Annotated in this window: 18 protein-coding genes; 9 read left to right on the forward strand and 9 right to left on the reverse strand. The window is 58.3% G+C overall.

The annotated features are described in order from the left end of the window. Positions 1-217: 217 nt before the first annotated feature. The 5 genes from WD767_16780 to WD767_16800 all read left to right on the forward strand — a co-directional run bounded on the left by WD767_16780 (position 218) and on the right by WD767_16800 (position 7,581). Positions 218-2,563, forward strand: a complete 2,346-nt coding sequence (locus WD767_16780) for a xanthine dehydrogenase family protein molybdopterin-binding subunit (protein ID MEX2617746.1) — start codon at positions 218-220, stop codon at positions 2,561-2,563. A 146-nt stretch (positions 2,564-2,709) separates the two neighbouring features. Then, positions 2,710-4,368: a thiamine pyrophosphate-dependent enzyme gene (locus tag WD767_16785; protein ID MEX2617747.1), complete on the forward strand. Its 1,659-nt coding sequence runs from the start codon at positions 2,710-2,712 to the stop codon at positions 4,366-4,368. Between the two features lie 11 nt (positions 4,369-4,379). Then, on the forward strand, positions 4,380-5,318 hold the full coding sequence (locus WD767_16790; GenBank protein MEX2617748.1) for a fumarylacetoacetate hydrolase family protein: 939 nt from the start codon (positions 4,380-4,382) through the stop codon (positions 5,316-5,318). Positions 5,319-5,527: 209 nt separating this feature from the next. Further along, the gene (locus WD767_16795; protein MEX2617749.1) at positions 5,528-6,247 is read left to right on the forward strand and encodes a class I SAM-dependent methyltransferase; all 720 of its coding nucleotides are present in this window, start codon (positions 5,528-5,530) and stop codon (positions 6,245-6,247) included. A 95-nt stretch (positions 6,248-6,342) separates the two neighbouring features. After that, a complete protein-coding gene (locus WD767_16800) occupies positions 6,343-7,581 on the forward strand; it encodes an LLM class flavin-dependent oxidoreductase (protein MEX2617750.1) in 1,239 nt (412 codons plus the stop codon). Between the two features lie 23 nt (positions 7,582-7,604). On the opposite strand, the gene WD767_16805 is transcribed toward WD767_16800, so the two are convergent. The 9 genes from WD767_16805 to WD767_16845 all read right to left on the reverse strand — a co-directional run bounded on the left by WD767_16805 (position 7,605) and on the right by WD767_16845 (position 15,535). Beyond that, positions 7,605-8,810: a CoA transferase gene (locus tag WD767_16805; protein ID MEX2617751.1), complete on the reverse strand. Its 1,206-nt coding sequence runs from the start codon at positions 8,808-8,810 to the stop codon at positions 7,605-7,607. Position 8,811: 1 nt separating this feature from the next. After that, positions 8,812-10,128, reverse strand: a complete 1,317-nt coding sequence (locus WD767_16810; GenBank protein ID MEX2617752.1) for a putative O-glycosylation ligase, exosortase A system-associated — start codon at positions 10,126-10,128, stop codon at positions 8,812-8,814. Between the two features lie 251 nt (positions 10,129-10,379). After that, positions 10,380-12,086 (reverse strand): response regulator, encoded by a 1,707-nt coding sequence (locus WD767_16815; protein MEX2617753.1) that lies wholly within the window; start codon positions 12,084-12,086, stop codon positions 10,380-10,382. A 5-nt stretch (positions 12,087-12,091) separates the two neighbouring features. Further along, complete coding sequence (gene flhB, locus WD767_16820; GenBank protein MEX2617754.1) at positions 12,092-13,180, reverse strand: flagellar biosynthesis protein FlhB; 1,089 nt, start codon at positions 13,178-13,180, stop codon at positions 12,092-12,094. A 4-nt stretch (positions 13,181-13,184) separates the two neighbouring features. Further along, entirely contained in the window at positions 13,185-13,949 is a 765-nt protein-coding gene (gene fliR, locus WD767_16825; protein ID MEX2617755.1) for a flagellar biosynthetic protein FliR, read from the reverse strand. Between the two features lie 7 nt (positions 13,950-13,956). Then, a complete protein-coding gene (gene fliQ, locus WD767_16830; GenBank protein MEX2617756.1) occupies positions 13,957-14,223 on the reverse strand; it encodes a flagellar biosynthesis protein FliQ in 267 nt (88 codons plus the stop codon). A 62-nt stretch (positions 14,224-14,285) separates the two neighbouring features. Beyond that, complete coding sequence (locus WD767_16835; GenBank protein MEX2617757.1) at positions 14,286-14,597, reverse strand: flagellar hook-basal body complex protein FliE; 312 nt, start codon at positions 14,595-14,597, stop codon at positions 14,286-14,288. A 26-nt stretch (positions 14,598-14,623) separates the two neighbouring features. Further along, entirely contained in the window at positions 14,624-15,037 is a 414-nt protein-coding gene (gene flgC, locus WD767_16840) for a flagellar basal body rod protein FlgC (protein MEX2617758.1), read from the reverse strand. Positions 15,038-15,121: 84 nt separating this feature from the next. Further along, positions 15,122-15,535, reverse strand: a complete 414-nt coding sequence (locus tag WD767_16845) for a flagellar basal body protein (GenBank protein MEX2617759.1) — start codon at positions 15,533-15,535, stop codon at positions 15,122-15,124. Between the two features lie 425 nt (positions 15,536-15,960). Here WD767_16845 and WD767_16850 point away from each other — a divergent pair, with 425 nt between their 5' ends. Genes WD767_16850 through fliP form a run of 4 tightly spaced genes read left to right on the forward strand, consistent with a single transcriptional unit; the run spans position 15,961 to position 17,776 of the window. After that, the gene (locus WD767_16850; GenBank protein MEX2617760.1) at positions 15,961-16,317 is read left to right on the forward strand and encodes an EscU/YscU/HrcU family type III secretion system export apparatus switch protein; all 357 of its coding nucleotides are present in this window, start codon (positions 15,961-15,963) and stop codon (positions 16,315-16,317) included. Between the two features lie 30 nt (positions 16,318-16,347). Continuing rightward, positions 16,348-16,659, forward strand: a complete 312-nt coding sequence (locus WD767_16855; GenBank protein MEX2617761.1) for a hypothetical protein — start codon at positions 16,348-16,350, stop codon at positions 16,657-16,659. 42 nt (positions 16,660-16,701) lie between these two features. After that, on the forward strand, positions 16,702-17,007 hold the full coding sequence (locus WD767_16860) for a flagellar biosynthetic protein FliO (GenBank protein ID MEX2617762.1): 306 nt from the start codon (positions 16,702-16,704) through the stop codon (positions 17,005-17,007). Positions 17,008-17,065: 58 nt separating this feature from the next. Beyond that, positions 17,066-17,776 carry a flagellar type III secretion system pore protein FliP gene (gene fliP, locus WD767_16865; protein MEX2617763.1) on the forward strand — a complete coding sequence of 237 codons (711 nt, stop codon included), beginning with the start codon at positions 17,066-17,068 and terminating at the stop codon, positions 17,774-17,776.

Here is a 17,776-nt window from a genome sequence, read left to right on the forward strand (position 1 = left end):
TATCCGTAAAATAGAGTTCGTTTTTGCACATCAGGTTTGATTGGAACCTGTCGCGGTTCCAATCAAACCTGATGTGCTATATCTTTAGCAAGATAGATCAGATTCACATGGTTGTCGGATCGCCAGAGGCGCGAATCGTGCAAAGTATGATCGGATCTGACGCCTTGGACCCACCGGTGTATTGTTCAGGCAGATAAACACGTTCGAAGGATTATCCGTGCCCGATAGCCGTCCAGAATCGTCCGACCAGGGTTCCGACCAGGGTATCGGCGCATCTGTCAAACGCGTTGAGGACGCGGCGCTACTGACGGGGCATGGCCGCTTCATCGACGATATCAACCTGCCCGGCCAGGCCCACGCCCATTTCGTCCGCTCCCCCTATCCGCACGCCCGGATCCAGGATATCGACGTAGCGGATGCCGTGGCGGCGCCGGGCGTGATCGCGGTCTTTACCGGCGCGGACATGAAAGCTGACGGTGTCGGGGACATTCGCGCCGCGGCGCCCGTCCGCAACCGTGACGGGTCGGCGCTCGATTTCCCGCCGCGGCACTGTTTCGCTATCGATACCGCACGCTATATCGGCGATGCCGTTGCGGTCGTTATCGCCGAAACCGCCATGCAGGCCGCTGATGCGGCCGAATTACTGGCGATAGATTACGATGGCCTGCCGTCGGTCACCGGAACGATGGCCGCGGCCCAACCGGATTCACCGGTCATCTGGCCGCAATTCGGCTCGAATATCGCGCTGGACTGGGAGCGCGGCGACAAGGCCGCGACCGATTCCGCCTTCGCCCGCGCGGCGCATATCGCCCGGGTCGATCTCGTCAACAACCGGATCATGCTGGCGGCCATGGAAGTTCGCGGCGCCATCGCCGAATTCGACCCCGCCACCAGCCGCTATACGATCCATACGCCGACACAGGGCAGCAATCCGGTCCGCAACGCCATTGCCCGCAGCCTTGGCGTGCCGCTGAACGATGTCCGGCTGATCACGCCGGATGTCGGCGGCGGCTTCGGTATCAAGAACGATATCTATCCCGAGCAGATCGTCATCCCCTGGGCGGCGAAGAAGCTGGGCCGACCCGTCAAATGGTACCCGGACCGCAGCGATTCCTTCCTGACCGACTATCACTGCCGCGACCACGTCACCCATGGCGAACTGGCGCTCGACGCCGATGGCGTTTTCCTGGCCATCCGCTGCAGCACGACCTCCAACATGGGAGCCTATATCACCGGCAATGCGCCGGTCATTCCGACCGCGGGCGGCACGCGGATGCTGGCCAATGTCTACCGGATCCCGACGATTTACGCGGAAACACGATGCGTTGTGACCAATACGACGCCTGTCGCCTCCTTCCGGGGCGCCGGGAAGCCCGAATACTGCTACCTGGTGGAGCGGCTGGTGGACAAGGCGGCGCGCGGCATGGATATCGACCCGGCGGAACTGCGCCGGCGCAATCTGATCGCCGAGCAAGAACTGCCCTGGGAGACCCCGACGGGGCTCGTCTATGACAGCGGCAACTTCGCGGAAAGCCTGAACCAGGCGCTGTCGCTGGCCGATCAGCCCGGCTTTGCCGCCCGCAAGGCGGCGGCCCGCGACAGGGGCAAACTGCTGGGCTTCGGCTATGCGACCTATACGGAACCCGATGGCTTCATGGATAACCGGGTCAGCCTGCAATTCGATCCCTCCGGCATGCTGACCATGACGACGACCGGGCAGACCAACGGACAGGGGCATGTCACCACGTTCAGCCAGATCGTGGCCAGCCGCCTCGGCCTGCCGCTGGACGGTATCCGCGTATTGCAGGGCGATACGGACCGGATCGGTCCCGGATCGGGCACGGGCGGGTCGCGCACCACCACGGTTACCGGCGGCGCCATCGTTGAAAGCGCGGAGGTCATCATCGGCAAGGCCAGACGCATCGCCGCGCAACTGCTGGAAGCCAGCACCGACGACCTGGAATTCGAGTCGGGCCGATTCACCATCGCCGGCACCGACCGCACGATCAGCCTGACCGAAATAGCCAAAGCCTCGTTCAACCGGGACAGCGTGCCTCCCGGCGACGGGCTGGGCCTGGAAGCCAGCGCCCATTATGTCGCCCGCGCCTACAGCTACCCCAGCGGCTGCCACGTCGCCGAGGTCGAAATCGACCGCGACACCGGACACGTGGCGGTAACGCGCTACGCGATGGTCAGCGATTTCGGCACCATCGTGAACCCGATGCTGCTGGAAGGACAGATGCATGGCGGCGTCATCAACGGGTTGGGCCAGGCGCTGTATGAAGAGAGCGCCTACGACCCCGAAAGCGGACAGCTGATCACCGGCTCGTTCATGGATTACTGCATTCCGCGCGCGCGGGAGATCCCATCCTTCGCATGGGGGCTTAATCCGACTGTCTGCAAGACCAATCCGCTGGGCGTGAAAGGCTGCGGCGAATCCGGCCCCACCGCCGGCATGCCCGCCATCGTCAACGCCATCGTCGACGCGCTGGCGGAATTCGGCGTCACGGAAATCGACATGCCGGTCACGCCGGAAAAAATCTGGCGGGCGATGCGCGGCTGACCGGCGCCGGGGCGCGACCTTCCCTTTCGCGGCCGAACCGGCCAGAATACCATCCGGCGTATCCGGACGGCTGGTGGCGATCGGCCGCCGCGATGGATACGTTGCGCGCCAAACCATCGTCACCCTGCAAACGAGGAAGTCCTTTCATGTCCCAATCAGCCGCCCATGTCCTGGCCGCATCGCTCGATGCCCATGGTGTCGACACCGCCTATTGCGTCCCCGGCGAAAGCTATCTGCCGCTGACCGACGCCCTGATCGACTTCCCCAATATCAAGCTGGTTGTCTGCCGGCATGAAGGCGGCGCGGGATACATGGCGGTCGCCCATGCGCGGCTGCGCAACGAACCCGGCGTCTGCGTCATCAGCCGGGGGCCCGGCGCCATGAATGCGGCCATCGCCCTGCATGTCGCCTATCACGATGCGGAGCCGGTCGTGTTCCTGATCGGCCAGGCGGACCGCCCGGAGCTGGGCCGCATGACGGGCCAGGAAATGAATTACGCCAAGACATTTTCGGATACGGCGAAGCTGGTGATCGAAGTCATCGACGAGAACACGATCAGCGAATCCGTCGCGCGCGCCTTCCACATCGCGCAAGCCGGCACGCCCGGTCCTGTCGTGGTCGTCCTGCCGGAAGACGTGCTGTACGGCCAGTCGGAAGAGCCCGTCTTTGGTCCACGGCCGAAAGCCGTCACCGCCCCGACCCCGGACGACGCCGCCCGCGCGCTGGACATGCTGCGCAAGGCCAGGCGCCCGCTGGTCATCGCCGGTGCGCGGCTGCATGGCGCCGCCGCGCTGGGCGACCTGACGGCCTTTGCCGAAGCCTTCGACCTTCCCGTCGCCGCGCCGCAACGGCGTTTCCATGTTTTCGACAGCCGCCATCCGAACTGCGCCGGACGGTTGCCGAACCGCGCCCCGGCCGAACTGGTCAGCCTGATGAAAACATCGGACCTGATCCTGGTCCTCGGCGAACGGCTGGCGCCTTCGATGACGCAGAACTACACGCTGCCGCTCGCCCCGAAACCCGAACAGCCGCTGATCCATGTCTACCCCGACCCCGAAGAAGTCGGCCGGGTTTATGAAACGACGCTGGGCCTGGGCTGCGACCCGCATGAATTCATCAAGGCCATGCTGGCCGCCGGCGCCGGGGACCTGCCGCCCGCCCGGAAGGAATGGGTGAAGGAGCTGAACGGGTTGCACCGGAAAATCATGACCTGGGAACCGAAATCGGCCAATGACGGCGTCGTTTTCGGCCATGTCACCGAAGCCCTCAACAAACATCTCGCCAAAGATGCCGTCATCACGACCGATGCCGGCAATTTCTCCAGCTGGCCGGCCCGCTATCTGCACATGGGGCAGGAAAACATGTTCCTCGGCGCCACGGTTGGCGCGATGGGCCCCGGCGTCCCCTCCGGCGTTGCCGCCGGCATATCGACACCGGGCCGGCAGATCGTGGTGTTCGTGGGCGATGGCGGCGTCATGATGACGGGGAACGAACTGGCGACCGCCGTGCAATACGGCGTGCCGATCAAGATTTTCCTCGCCAACAACAATTCCTTCGGCACGATCCGGATGCATCAGGCGCGGCATTTCCCGGGCCGCGTTGCCTCTACCGCGCTGCAGAACCCGGATTTCGTCGCCTGGGCCGAATCCTTCGGCGCGAAGGGTTTCCGTATCGAAACCGAAGCGGAGGTCGCGCAGGTTGTCGCCGAAGCCATGGCGCATGACGGCCCCGCCGTCATCGAAACGCTGATCAGCCTGAACCATATCTCGCCTGCAACCACGATCGACAAGATCGAATCGCAGTAGGAGGCACGGTCATGAAGCTATTGTATTTCAACGATTTCAGGCTTGGCGTCCTGAAGGGCGACCGGGTCGTCGATGTGACGGATCAGGTCCGGGACATCCCGCATACGGGGCCGCATGACCTGATCAGCGGACTGATCGAACGATTCGACGATTATCGCGCAAAGCTTGAAGGCGCCGCCGCGACAGGCGAGGGTATCGCGGTCGACAGCGTCCGCATCCGCCCGCCCCTGCCCCGCCCGGGCAATATCGACTGCATGGCCGTCAATTACATGGAAGACGGCACGCGCAGCGAACCGGCGGCGATCAACGGCTTTCACAAGGCGTCCAGCGCCGTTATCGGCCATGGCGACACAATGGTGCTGCCGGACGAGCCGGCCACCATCTTCGAGGGCGAGGCGGAACTGGCGCTGGTCATCGGCAGGAAGGCAAGCCACGTATCGCAGGCCGAGGCCATGGATTACGTCTTTGGCTATGTCAATTTCATCGACGGCTCGGCACGCGAAATCCCGCCGCCGGGCAACAGCTTCTTTCAGGTGAAATCGCGCGATACCTTCGCCCCGATCGGCCCTTATCTGGTCACCGCCGACGAAATCGCCGACCCGCAGAAACTGGCGGTGCAGCTCTGGGTCAACGGCAGGCGGATGCAGCATTTCAATACCGACGACATGGCGCACAAAATCCCGCGCGTCATCGAATGGCTTTCCGGCATCCATGCGCTGCAACCGGGTGACCTGGTCGCCACCGGCACGAACCACCGGGGACTGAGCGCCTTCCAGGACGGCGATGTCGTCGAACTCGAGGTCGCGGGCCTGGGCCGGCTGCGCATCAACGTGCAGGACGACCTGAAACGCACCTGGTCGCGGGACACACGGCTGGAACACGCCGAAAAGGGCCTGCCAGGCCGCGCGACACCGCAGCTTACCGGCAAATACGCACCGGGCGGCGGATGAACTGGACAGCGGCGAAAAGCTGTGGCTATCCTGAAAGGCCTCGGAATCCGGGAGGAAGCAGATAATGAAATTCGGCATCTTTACGAATACCAGATTCACGGTCCTGACGCGCAGCCGGATATTTAGCCTTCAAGGTTAACTGGAATGAAACATTTTTCTCATTCGATACTATTTCGTCCAGTCGTTAAACTTTTTCTCCCGGCACTCCCATGAAAAATAATAAAAAAGTTGACGACTTAAGAAACAGGTATTTCCCGGCTGATACACACCCGTTCAGAAAATTGGAGGTCACCCTTCAACAGTACATCGAGCCTTCTTTTACTGTTCTTGAAGTTGGCTGCGGACGCAAAGCCCCACTTCTACATAAATTCAGGCAAAAAGCATCCAGGATAATCGGGATAGATGTAGTCGATTTTACTGAAACAGATAACGATTTAGAACTGTATCAGAATGATATAACAGATATGAAAGATGTTTCAACCAGCTCCGTTGATATCTGTTTTTCACGTAGTGTGATGGAGCATGTTCTCGATACCGATAAAGCATTCTCCGAAATCAACCGGATTTTGAAACCAGGTGGCCGATACATTTTCTTGACTCCAAATTTTTATGATTACGCATCGATTGTCGCGGCAATTGTTCCTAATTTTTTGCACCCGAAAATCGTCAGAATGACCGAAGGGCGCGCCGAAGAAAATACATTCCCGACGCATTTTAACTGCAACACACGACGGAAAATTGAACGTCTTTCTGTAAAGAATGGGTTCGAAATCGATAAATTTGAATATCTTGGACAATATCCGAATTATTTCAATTTCAACGCCACCCTATTCAAGCTTGGCTGTTTGTATGCAAAATTTCTGGAAAGACATCCATCTCTTCATCTGCTACAGGGGTGGATTTTTTGTGTTATCCGGAAGAATAATTGATACCGCCAACTTGATTTACATGGAGGCCCCGTTAAAGCAGAGTCGATAAAGATCCCCGCATTCGTGTTTTTACCAGTATCGGGAGTTAATCGCGCATGAAATTCGGCATCTTTTACGAACACCAGCTTCCCCGCCCCTGGAACGAGCGTTCCGAGTACCAGTTGTTACAGGATTCCCTGACGCAGATCGAACTCGCGGACCGGCTTGGCTACGATTATGCATGGGAGGTGGAACATCACTTCCTGGAGGAATACTCGCATTCCTCCGCGCCGGAAGTCTTTCTGGGCGCGGCCAGCCAGCGGACCAAGAATATCCGGCTCGGCCATGGCGTCATCCAGACGACGACGAACCAGCCGCATCGCGTCGCCGAAAAAATTGCGACACTGGACCTGTTATCTGGCGGACGGGTCGATCTGGGCATGGGCGAAGGCGCCGGACCGGCCGAACTGCATCCGTTCGGGGTTCAGGTCCGCAGCAAGCGCGATCGCTGGGAGGAATCGATCAAGGCGATCATTCCCATGTTTACGAAGGACAGTTGGGAATTCCACGGCGAATACCACGACTTCCCGGCTCGCAACGTCGTGCCCAAACCCTATCAGAAACCGCATCCGCCGTTATGGGTCGCCTGCTCCAATATCCAGACCATCGGTAGCGCGGGGGAATGGGGCATGGGCGCGCTGGGCTTTACCTTCGTTTCGCCGAAAGCGGCCGAGGCCTGGGTCAACAAATACTATAACAACCTGCTGCATCATCCGAACCGGCTGGCCGATTACCCGGCGAACCCGAATATCGCAATGGTCGCGGGATTCATGTGCGCCGAAACCGACGCGGAAGCCTACGCCAAGGCATCGGGCTGGACGTTTTTCATCTTCGCCCTGTCCTATTACGGCCGCAAGGGCGTCGATGCGCCCGGTGAGGGCAATCTGTGGGAGGAATTCCAGGACTGGCGCCATAGCGAGAAGGCGCAGGACGCCTTCAAGGGGGCGCTGATCGGGTCGCCGGCGACCATACGGGAAAAACTGCACCAGTACCAGGAATCGCATGTCGACCAGGTGATCCTGCTGAATCAGGCAGGCAAGACCTCGCACCGGGATATCTGCGACAGCCTGACAATGTTCGCCCGGGAGGTCATGCCGGAATTCCACGCCATGGAGCCCGCGCACGCCGAGTGGAAGGAAGGCGTGCTGTCGGGCCGGATTGTGCTGGAGGATATGGAAACCCGGCCATATGATATTTTCAGCCATCAGAATGCCGATATCGTGCGGCTGACGCCCGAACAGCTCAAGGCGCAGATGGCGGCGAAGGAAGCGGCGAAGAAACAAGCCTCCGACTGACGGCGGACGGTTCCGCGACGAATTCAGATCACGCCGTCTGCCGCAAGCGCGTCCAGGTCAGCGGCTGTCAGGCCAAGCAACGCGCCGTATACTTCCGCGTTATGCGCCCCCAGCGCCGGCCCCAGCGTATCGACCGATCCGGGCGTTCCGGTCAGGTTCGGCACGACATTCGGCACCGCGAGATCGCCGATCCGGTCGTCGGCGACACGCACGATATTATGCCGCGCGGCGTATTGCGGATTGTCGAAAATCTCGTCGATCGATGCGACAATCCCGCAGGGCACCTCCGCGCCTTCGCACAATGCCACGACTTCGGCCTGATCGTGATTCATCGTCCAGTCCGTGACCATACCGTCGACCCCGGCACGGTCGGCTTCACGTTGCCGGATGGTGCCGTATCGTCCGTCCCCGGCCACTTCCGGATATCCCATCAGTTTCGCCAGCCGGCCGTAAATCTTGTCGTTGGTGCAGGCAATGGCGACCCAGCGATTGTCCTTCGTCGGGTAATGGCTGTGGGGGCAGACATTGACCGTCGGCGCCCCCATGCGCTGGCGGATGAAATTGAACTTGTCATAGGCCGGCGCCAGTTCATCCAGGATCCGGAAAATCGGTTCATACAGGCCGATATCGACCTGCTGCCCGATACCGGTTGCGTCCGCGGAGCGCATCGCCATGACAACCCCCAGCGCGCCGTACAGCCCCGCCATATAATCCGCCAGCGTCGCCGACCCCGGCGTTGCCGGCGGCCGGTCGGGGTCCCCGGCGAGGAAGGAAATGCCGCCGAAGGCGTTGCCGATCCGGCCAAAACCCGGCTTGTTCGCATAGGGTCCGGTCTGCCCGTAGCCGGATACCCGCAACATCACCAGTTTCGGGTTCAGCGCATGAATGACATCCCAGCCGAGGTTCCATTTTTCCAGGGTGCCGGGCCGGAAATTCTCGCACAACACGTCCGCCTTGCCGATGAGATCCTTGAGCATTTCCTGCCCCCTTGGATCCTTCAGATTCAGCGTCACGGATTTCTTGTTCCGCGCCTCGCTCAGCCACACCAGCGTGTCGCCGGTATCGCTGACCGTGCCGAGCCGGCGGCAGGGATCGCCGACGCCGGGCATCTCCACCTTGATCACCTCGGCGCCGAATTCAGCCATGATTGTGGCGCAATACGGCGCCGCGATATAGGTCGCGATATCGAGGACCCGCACACCAGCTAACGGTTTCGATGCGACAGGCATCTCAGATGTTCCTCTTGCTGAATACATACTGACCGCTCATCATTGGCAATGTCTCTGGCGTCGTAACGCGATTTTGCTCATTGGCCACAATGGTTCGAAGACGGGCAAGGACCACGATCAGGGCCAATGTGACATCGTAATAGGCCATGCTGAGCGCGGCCCCGGCGACGAGGTATCCGGCCATACTGACCTGGATCATTTTTGATAGGTCTACGGCCCATTCCATGCCTGGAATTTTATTTCCCCCCCGTATGACCGCGACAGAATTAAGCCATCCGGAAAAGAATATCATCAGGAAAACCGCTAACCCGACGAACCCCATATCCCCCAGCACCTGGAAATAGATGCTGTGTGCGGCGCGCAGGACAGATGGATCGTCGGCGGGTTTGTATTTCGCATAGACTGACGGATCCTGGGTTGCACTGAATCCGCCGCCGAGAATTGGATTTGCGACAGCCAGGTTAAACGACGTTTCCCATGATGCCAGACGGCTCTGAAATGAACTATCGTGTTCCGCCGCTGTTTCAATCGTATCCATGCGGTCCCACCATTTCTGGGGCATGAGATGGAATGCCGGGACGGCCAGAACAGCGATGATCACCGCAGAAGCCAGCTTATGCTTGCTTTTCCACCAGAACACGGCTCCCATCGCCGCCAAACCAAGGAACCCGCCCCGTGAATACGTCACAAGAACCGTAATAACCCCAAGCCCCATTGATGCAAGCAAAGCAAGCCTTACGAACTTGTTCTCCGAATACATCCGGATATAATTCATCAGTGGGATCACGATTACGATGGCGAGTGCCAGATGATTATTATCGCCGATATGCGTGCCTGGCGGGCCGGTAAAGCGACTATTGCCGCCTGAGAGAATTCCGACAAGCCCGCCATAGACGGCGAAATAGCCGACCGAAATGACAATGACCAACATAAACGCATGGAGCCGCAAACGATTGTGGACTAGCGCCATAATCATGTACAGAAGAACGAATGTTTTGAGATTACGAACCAACAAATCCTGGGCCAGATACGGGGCCATTGCCGGAATCGTTGAAAGAACCCATAAAATAGCGAATAGGAAAAGCAGAACGATACTGGTGTTCGATGGAATTGATTTTGGCTCACGCGAAAACATGAAGCCGAGAAGTGTTGCCAATGAAACGATCAGATTCAAGCGCAAGTCTGTCGCCAGACCCCAGGTCAGTTGGTGCGGCGACATAAATGAAAGCCAGCTCCACACCAGAACGCCGGCAAAGGGATGAATCCACGAAACCGGGATAAGGCCCATTAGCGTAACAAGAAGCAGGTGACTTCTCATATGTCCGGTCTTCTAAAAGATTACATCAAGTCGATTTTAAGATTTATTCCCCGGATTCTCTTTTATTATCCTTCATCGCAAAGATTCCTGTCGATTTTTCTCCATTTTTTATCGCCTTTTCGTTCTTGATTACCCAATAAACCAGAAGAATAATCGCAAAAACTGCCGCGGCATAAACTAAACTACCCATGTTATTCCTGCCTTTCACGGATCAATGACTGCATCGTCGCCGCGTGGTGACCGATCCAATACTACCGGGACTCCATCGCATCTTTAACCTTTCCCGCAAGCTGTTGCAAACTGAAAGGTTTCGGCAGAAATGTAACATTTTCAATAGCTTCCACTTCCCGGAGGATCGATTCTTCCGTGTAGCCGGAAATACAGATTACCGGAATATTGCCGTGCGTCCGGCGGGCCTCCCGGATAACCTCCGCACCGCCCACCCTGGGCATGACCATGTCCGTGATAAGCAGGTCGAATTTCTCGCTATCCATGAGTTCGAGCGCCGCTTCGCCGTTGCGCGCCTCGATGACCTTGTACCCCTTGCTGCGCAGCGCCCGCGCGCCGAACAACCTGACCGGGTCCTCGTCCTCGACAAGGAACACGGTGCCGCCTCCGGTCACATCCTTCGGCGCATCCAGGCGCTCCGATTCCGCCGCGTTCTCGCGCTCCTGAACATCGTAGCGTTTCAGGAGGACGGTAAAGGTCGTCCCCTGCCCTTCGCCGCCGCTTTCGACGAGAATATATCCGCCGGTCTGCTTGACGATCCCGTAAACGGTCGACAGCCCCAGTCCCGTCCCGGCACCGACTTCCTTTGTGGTAAAAAAGGGATCAAAGATCCGTTCCAGATTTTCCGGCTTGATTCCCGTTCCCGTATCGCGGACCGAAATCGCCACATAATCACCTGGCGCAACCTCCTCGCCATGCGCCCGAATCGGCGATCTTACGGTCACATGATCCGTAGCAATCGTCATCTCGCCGCCGGTCTCCGCCATGGCGTCCCTTGCGTTGACGGCAAGGTTGATCACGACCTGGTCAAGCTGCCCCTGATCCACCTTCACCAGCCCCAGATCCCGTCCATGGGTCATTGTCATCTGCACCCGTTCCCCCAGCAGGCGCTGCAGCAAATTTGTCAGTTCCGCCAGCACATCCGCGACGCTCAGAAATTGGGGCTCCAGCGTCTGCTGACGCGAAAACGCCAGCAACTGGCGCACCAGCCGCGCCGCCCGGTTGGCGTTCTGTTTGATCTGCATGATGTCCGCAAACGACTGGTCGCCGGCCCGGTGGCGTTGCAGCAGCAGGTCGCAGAAACCGATCATCGCCGTCAAAAGATTATTGAAATCATGCGCAATGCCGCCAGCCAGTTGCCCCACCGCCTGCATCTTCTGGGATTGCGCGATCTGCTGTTCCAGCATGCTCAGCCGCGTCGTATCGATCAAGGTCAGAATGACCGACCCGTCATCGACCAGCTGCGCCGCATACACGGAAACCACATAATCGCTGTCATTCGCCAGGGAGACAACCAGCGACGATTCGCTGTCGTTGCCTGCCGCTATTTCCGTCAGGCGCTGGCGCAATACCTCATGATGTTCTTCGGCCACGAATTCTTCGAAGGCGCGCCCGTCGGGCGCGTCATCGCCAAAGAGTCGCCGTAACGCAAGGTTTGACGCCGCGATCCGGTGCGCGCTGTCGATCTGCGCCATTGCCACGGGAGATTGGTTGAACAGTTCCTTGTATCGGTTATCTATATGCCGCGCCGCCGAGCCCGGACCATCCTGCGTTCCCGCTCTCACGACCAGGAGATACCAGCCGGCGGGAAACGCCACTGCCAGTGCGATAACCAGCCAACTAAGCCAGAGAATCCCGCCAAGATACAGCGCGGCGACAAGACCGCCTGCGCCGGAAGCCAGCAACACGGTCACAATGACAGTGTTCTGTCGCTGCAGTGGTACGGACATGCCGGTCACGCAGCCGGCCGGGAGCGGGACGCACGACCGCGAAGGCCCCACACAAAGCTGATCACTTCGGCCACCGCCTTGTAATGTTCGGTCGGGATTTCCTGGTCTAGATCCACTGTCCGGAACAACGCCTGAGCGAGCGGCCGGTTCTCGACAATGGGAACATCGTTCTCTTCTGCGACTTCCCTGATTTTCTGCGCGATAAAATCCTGCCCCTTTGCAACCACCACAGGCGCCTCCGTTTCGTCCTGCTTGTAACGCAGCGCCACGGCAAAATGCGTCGGGTTGGTCACAACGACATCCGCCTCCGGTACGGCCTGCATCATGCGATGCCGCGCCCGGTCCATCCGTATCTGGCGCAGCCGTCCCTTGACATGGGGATCGCCTTCGGACTGTTTCATTTCGTCTTTTACTTCCTGGCGGGTCATGCGCAGCCTCTTCCTGTGTTGCGCCCGCTGGAAAATAAGATCGATGCCGGCAATTACCGCGAGGACGGCGAGCACGTAAATCATCAGTTCGATAACGAGTTCGTACAGGATCGCCAGGATCACGGACAGTTCCATGGTCGGCGTCGTGTCCAGGCTGCGGAATTCCGGCGCCAGAAGCATCACCGCAACCGTCGCCACGATCGAAATCTTGATCAGGCCCTTGACGAATTCGACCATTTGCCGAACCGAGAAAAGCCGCTTCGCGCCTGCGATCGGGGAAATTTTTTCGACCTTCGGTTCCATCGCCTTGGGCGAGAACACCAGGCCGTTCTGGACAATGCCGGTCGCAATCGCCGCGACCACCATGAAGACCGCCGGCAGCAGCAGCGCCCCGCCGACAGCCAGAACAGCGCGCATCAGCAAGCCGACGAGATTATCGAATTCGAGGCTGAATTCATGCGGCCGCTCAACGAAGACCTGTGAGATCGAACGGATATCCGACATAAGCGCCGGCGCGAAAAAGACGATAATGATCGTGCCCGCGAACAGCATGAGCCATGTATTGACTTCCATGCTGCGCGCCACATTCCCCCGCTTACGTGCTTCATCCAGCTTTTTGGGGGTCGGCTCTTCGGTTTTTTGTGCCTCGTCTGTCTGGTCTGACATGTCTCTAGCGTGGCGCTATAAAGCCCGATATACCCGTTTCGAAATACTCCAGAAACCACAACATTATAGAAGAAACCGTTACCATGAACACCGCCAATCCCAGGATTATCTGCAAGGGCAGGCCGACAAAGAAAACCTGGAACTGGGGCATCAGCCGGGCCAGCAGGCCAAGCGAGATGTAAAACAGGGTGGAAACCAGGATGAACGGCGCCGACAGCTGAACGCCGACCCGGAAACTGCCCGACACGAGACGACTGATCGATTCCGCAAAATCCTCAAACGGCGGAACGTTGCCGGGTGCGAAGAGCGTGTAGCTGTCCGCCATGGCGACAAACATGAGGTGGTGGGCATTCGTTACGAAAATCAACAGCGTGCCCAGCAGCGACAAAAACACCGCCGTCAACGCGCCCTGGTCCTGGAGCATCGGGTTGAACAGCACCGCGTTGGCAAAACCGACCAGAAAGGCGATAACTGTCCCCGCCGTAATCAGGGCAGCCACAAGGACCCGCGCCACTGTTCCGATAAAGACCCCTATCAACCCCTCGCCCAGCAGCAGCAGAGCGAGCGCCATCAGCTTGTCCGGCGGTTCGGGCAGCAGCGGGGCAACGACCGGATAGATAATTACCGTGATCAGTATGGCGGCGACCAGCCGTATCCTGACCGGCACATAGGCCTCGCCCAGACCGGGCATCAGCATGATCGTCGCGCCGAGTCGCGTAAACACCAGAAGATAGGAAAAGACTTCAAGTGTGAGCAGGCGCTCCAGCACTGCGGTGCTACCCGAGCCCGGCGATACGGTCCGCAACGCCCTGCATGAACACCTGCATTGTATCGAGGATGAATGGCAGGAAGACCAGAAGCGAAAGAAACACCACAATGATCTTGGGCACGAACGTAAGGGTCATTTCCTGGATCTGGGTGAGCGCCTGAAACAACGCGATTATCAACCCGACCACGAGCGCGATCAGCATGATCGGCATGCCGACTTTCAGTATGGTCCAGATCGCCTCGCTGGCAAAATCAAGTGCCTGGACCTCGGTCATGTTCCCGCTCTTTGGTTACCGCATAACGTCAAGGCGTACCCGATCCATCAGGATGGCCGCCTTTATATCGGCATCCGCAGAATTTCCTGATAAGCGGAAATCATCCGGTCACGGACCGCGACCACCGTCTGCAGCGTGATTTCGGCATTCGCGATCGCGGTGACGACTTCGGTCAACTCCGCCTTTCCCTGAACCGCGCCCGCTGTCATCTGTTCGCCGAGCTTCCCGGCCTCGATCGCTTCTTCCGATACCTGTTTGACCATGTCCGCAAACTGGCCTGCTGGCGGCGCCTCGCGCGCTTCCATGCCGGCGGACTTGCCGAGTTGCGCCGCCCTGTTCAGCGCGTCAGCCGCTCTGGAAAACTCGATCGCCATTGTCTTCTCGTCTCCCTGTTTCCGCGCTACCGAAGCATATCGATTGTCCGCATCATCATCGATCGGGACGATTCAATCAGGTTCAGATTCGCCTCATAACTCCGCTGCGCCTCGCGCATATCGGACATTTCCACCAGCGAGTTCACATTCGGCTTCTGGTAATAACCGTCCGGATCGGCGGCCGGATGGTTCGGATCGAACGCCTTGTCAAACTCACTCTTGTCGCCAACCACCTTGTGCACTTTCACAATATCGGCTTTCAGGGCCCGATCAAAAACATTTTTGAATGTAATTATCTGGCGGCGATACGGGTCGCCGCCTGCCCTGTCAGCGGTGGAGTTCGCATTGGCGACGTTTTCCGCGATTACCTTGACCCGGGCGCCCTGAACCCGAAGCCCCGTCGCCGATATCATGATGCTGGTCTGAAGATCAGATGCCACGTTTTTCTCTCCCGGAATTATAAATCGGGCGCCGATTCCTCACGGCGCCTTGAATATTGCGGAAATACCTCTTTACGCAACGCCTTACCCGCCTGCCTGCCTGCCCAGCGCAATGCGAAACATGCCCAGTTGTTTACGATACAGATTCGTCATAAGCTGGTGCTCTGCAGCGGTATCGGCCACCTTGATCATCTGCTCTTCCAGAATCACCGCATTTCCGGTGGGCGATGTTTCATAATTATTCTTGCTTTTCTGTTCATTCCCGAACGCCGTCTTTTGGATGGTTCCCTGCCTATGCGCCTCGCTGGTCGTCGCGAGTTGCAGCCGGAACGACTCTTTTCTGACCGATTTCGTGTAATCCAGTGCCTTCAGGTCGTGCGGCACGTAGCCGGGCGTATCCGCATTGGCGACATTCTGCGCCAGAACCCGTTGCCGATGTTCCAGCCATAGCATTTTGGCGGCCATCATTTTGAAAACCGGTATTTTCTGAATATCCATCGGCAACCTCTGGAACGCGCAATTTTCATGTTCGTCCCGTAATTGGAATGCAGGTTTCATGCCATAAGAACGGCGTCAGCGTCACCCAACGCACCCGTCATTGGCGGTGGCGCGCCGCCATCCGGACCCTGACCACGATCAGCCTTGAAGGCGAATCGGCAATATAGCGGCGGCAGAAGGACAGAATTTGGACAGGCCGGAAACCGTAATGTCTGTCCTCCCTTTCCGACCACCAAAGGCGTCATGATTTTTATTGTTATAAAACAAGTTATTATCGGTATTTACTGACATTTTTCTTTATGGAACGGATGCTTTGCTTCAATACAGCCATCTATGCCTTGTCCCATGCCGGAAATTCTGTAGTTTCATGAGTGCGGTCCCGCAGGTTCGGGGCTCACGCAGCGCGATATGATCGAACGGACAACATGAAACCGCCCGCGGATGCACAATCAGCAGGGTCAAAGTTTGCCGGTCGAGGTGATGGCGAACCGGCAAAAGATACCGTTGCGGTTGCCCTGCAAACGGCCGCGGGAAACCCGCAGGCAATTCCCCGGGTCGTCGCAACCGGTCGCGGCGAATTTGCCGAGGTCATCCTCGACATCGCATTTCGCAATGGCGTCAAAGTGCGCAAGGATACCAACCTTGCGGAAATTCTCGCGGCAGTCGATCTTGACAGTGAAATTCCCGTGGAAGCCTTTATCGCGGTGGCCGAGATTTTACGATACGTTTACGCAGCAGACACGCCAGACGAAACGAATACGAACCGGCCGGAAATCCCCTAGTCCCGAAATCAATATTCAGGAAATTTCGTTATGACTTCCAAGGATGAAATCGTCACCAAGATTCAAGAAATCGCGAGCGAACTCGCCCATGCGCGCGAAGCGCTACTGAAAGGACAGGTCGTTCCCATCGATAATATCAATGCACGAATAGACGACCAGTGCGCCGCAATCCTGGAAATAGACCCGGACGACGCCATCGCAATCAAGCCGGAACTGGACGAATTATTGCTGAATCTTCAGACCTTCTCGCAGGAAATCAGTTACGTTCAGGACAAGGTGGCTGAAATACTGGCCGGAAAGGGAAACCAGAAGAAGGATGGCGATTCTTCGGAATCGAAGTAACCCTGCGCGCGAATACTGTCTGACACGTCCTGAGAATATTCCATGGAGCTAAGCGGATATATCAAATTCATGGTGGCGCTGGCATTCGTGCTCGGGCTGATACTGCTGCTTTCATACGCTATCCGGCGGTTCGGCATTGGCGGACTTCCGGTCATCGCGCGTCCCCGGGACGGCGCCCGTCGGCTCGCCATTGTCGAAGTGACCGCGATTGATGCGAAACGACGGCTGGTGCTGGTGCGGCGCGACAATACGGAGCACCTGATCCTACTCGGCGCCAATTCGGAACTGCTGATCGAAAACAGTATTCCCGAACGCCCATCGCAGGCCGGCCCTCGTGCTGAATCGTAAAGTGCTGAATCGTATAACCGCATCCGGTCCGCCGCGATGGTGCGTCACGGCAGCCTTTCTGGCATGGTCGCTCTTCCTGACCACCGGTGACGTCACTGCGCAAAGCCTGAGCCTGGACCTGGGCGACGGCGGCTCGTCAACGGGACGTATCCTCCAGATCGTCGTCCTGATGGCGGTTCTGACGCTGGCGCCATCCATCCTCATCATGGTGACGTCTTTCGTGCGCATCGTCGTGGTGCTGTCGTTCCTGCGGACCGCCCTGGGCGCCCAGCAGACTCCACCGAACGCGGTTCTGGTCAGCCTGGCCCTGTTCATGACCTTTTTCATCATGCAGCCCACTCTGGAAACCGCATATCAAAACGGAATCGCACCGCTTATCGCGGAAGAGATCACCGAACAGGAAGCACTGGAACGGACAACGCCGCCATTCCATACCTTCATGATGCAGCAGGTCCGGGAAAAGGACCTGGAACTGTTCATGGACATCGCCCGTGCGGCGCCGGTCGCCACCGCCGAGGAAACGCCATTGCGGGTTCTCATCCCCGCGTTCATGATATCCGAATTGCGGCGCGCGTTCGAAATCGGGTTTCTGCTCTTTGTGCCCTTTCTGATTATCGATCTGGTCGTCGCGTCCGTCCTCATGTCGATGGGTATGATGATGCTGCCGCCTGTCATCATTTCCCTGCCGTTCAAGTTGATTTTCTTCGTTCTCGTGGACGGGTGGTATCTCGTGGCGGGCAGTCTGGCGCGCAGTTTCACGCCCCTATAG

The organism is Alphaproteobacteria bacterium, from assembly GCA_040905865.1.
GTDB lineage: Bacteria > Pseudomonadota > Alphaproteobacteria > UBA8366.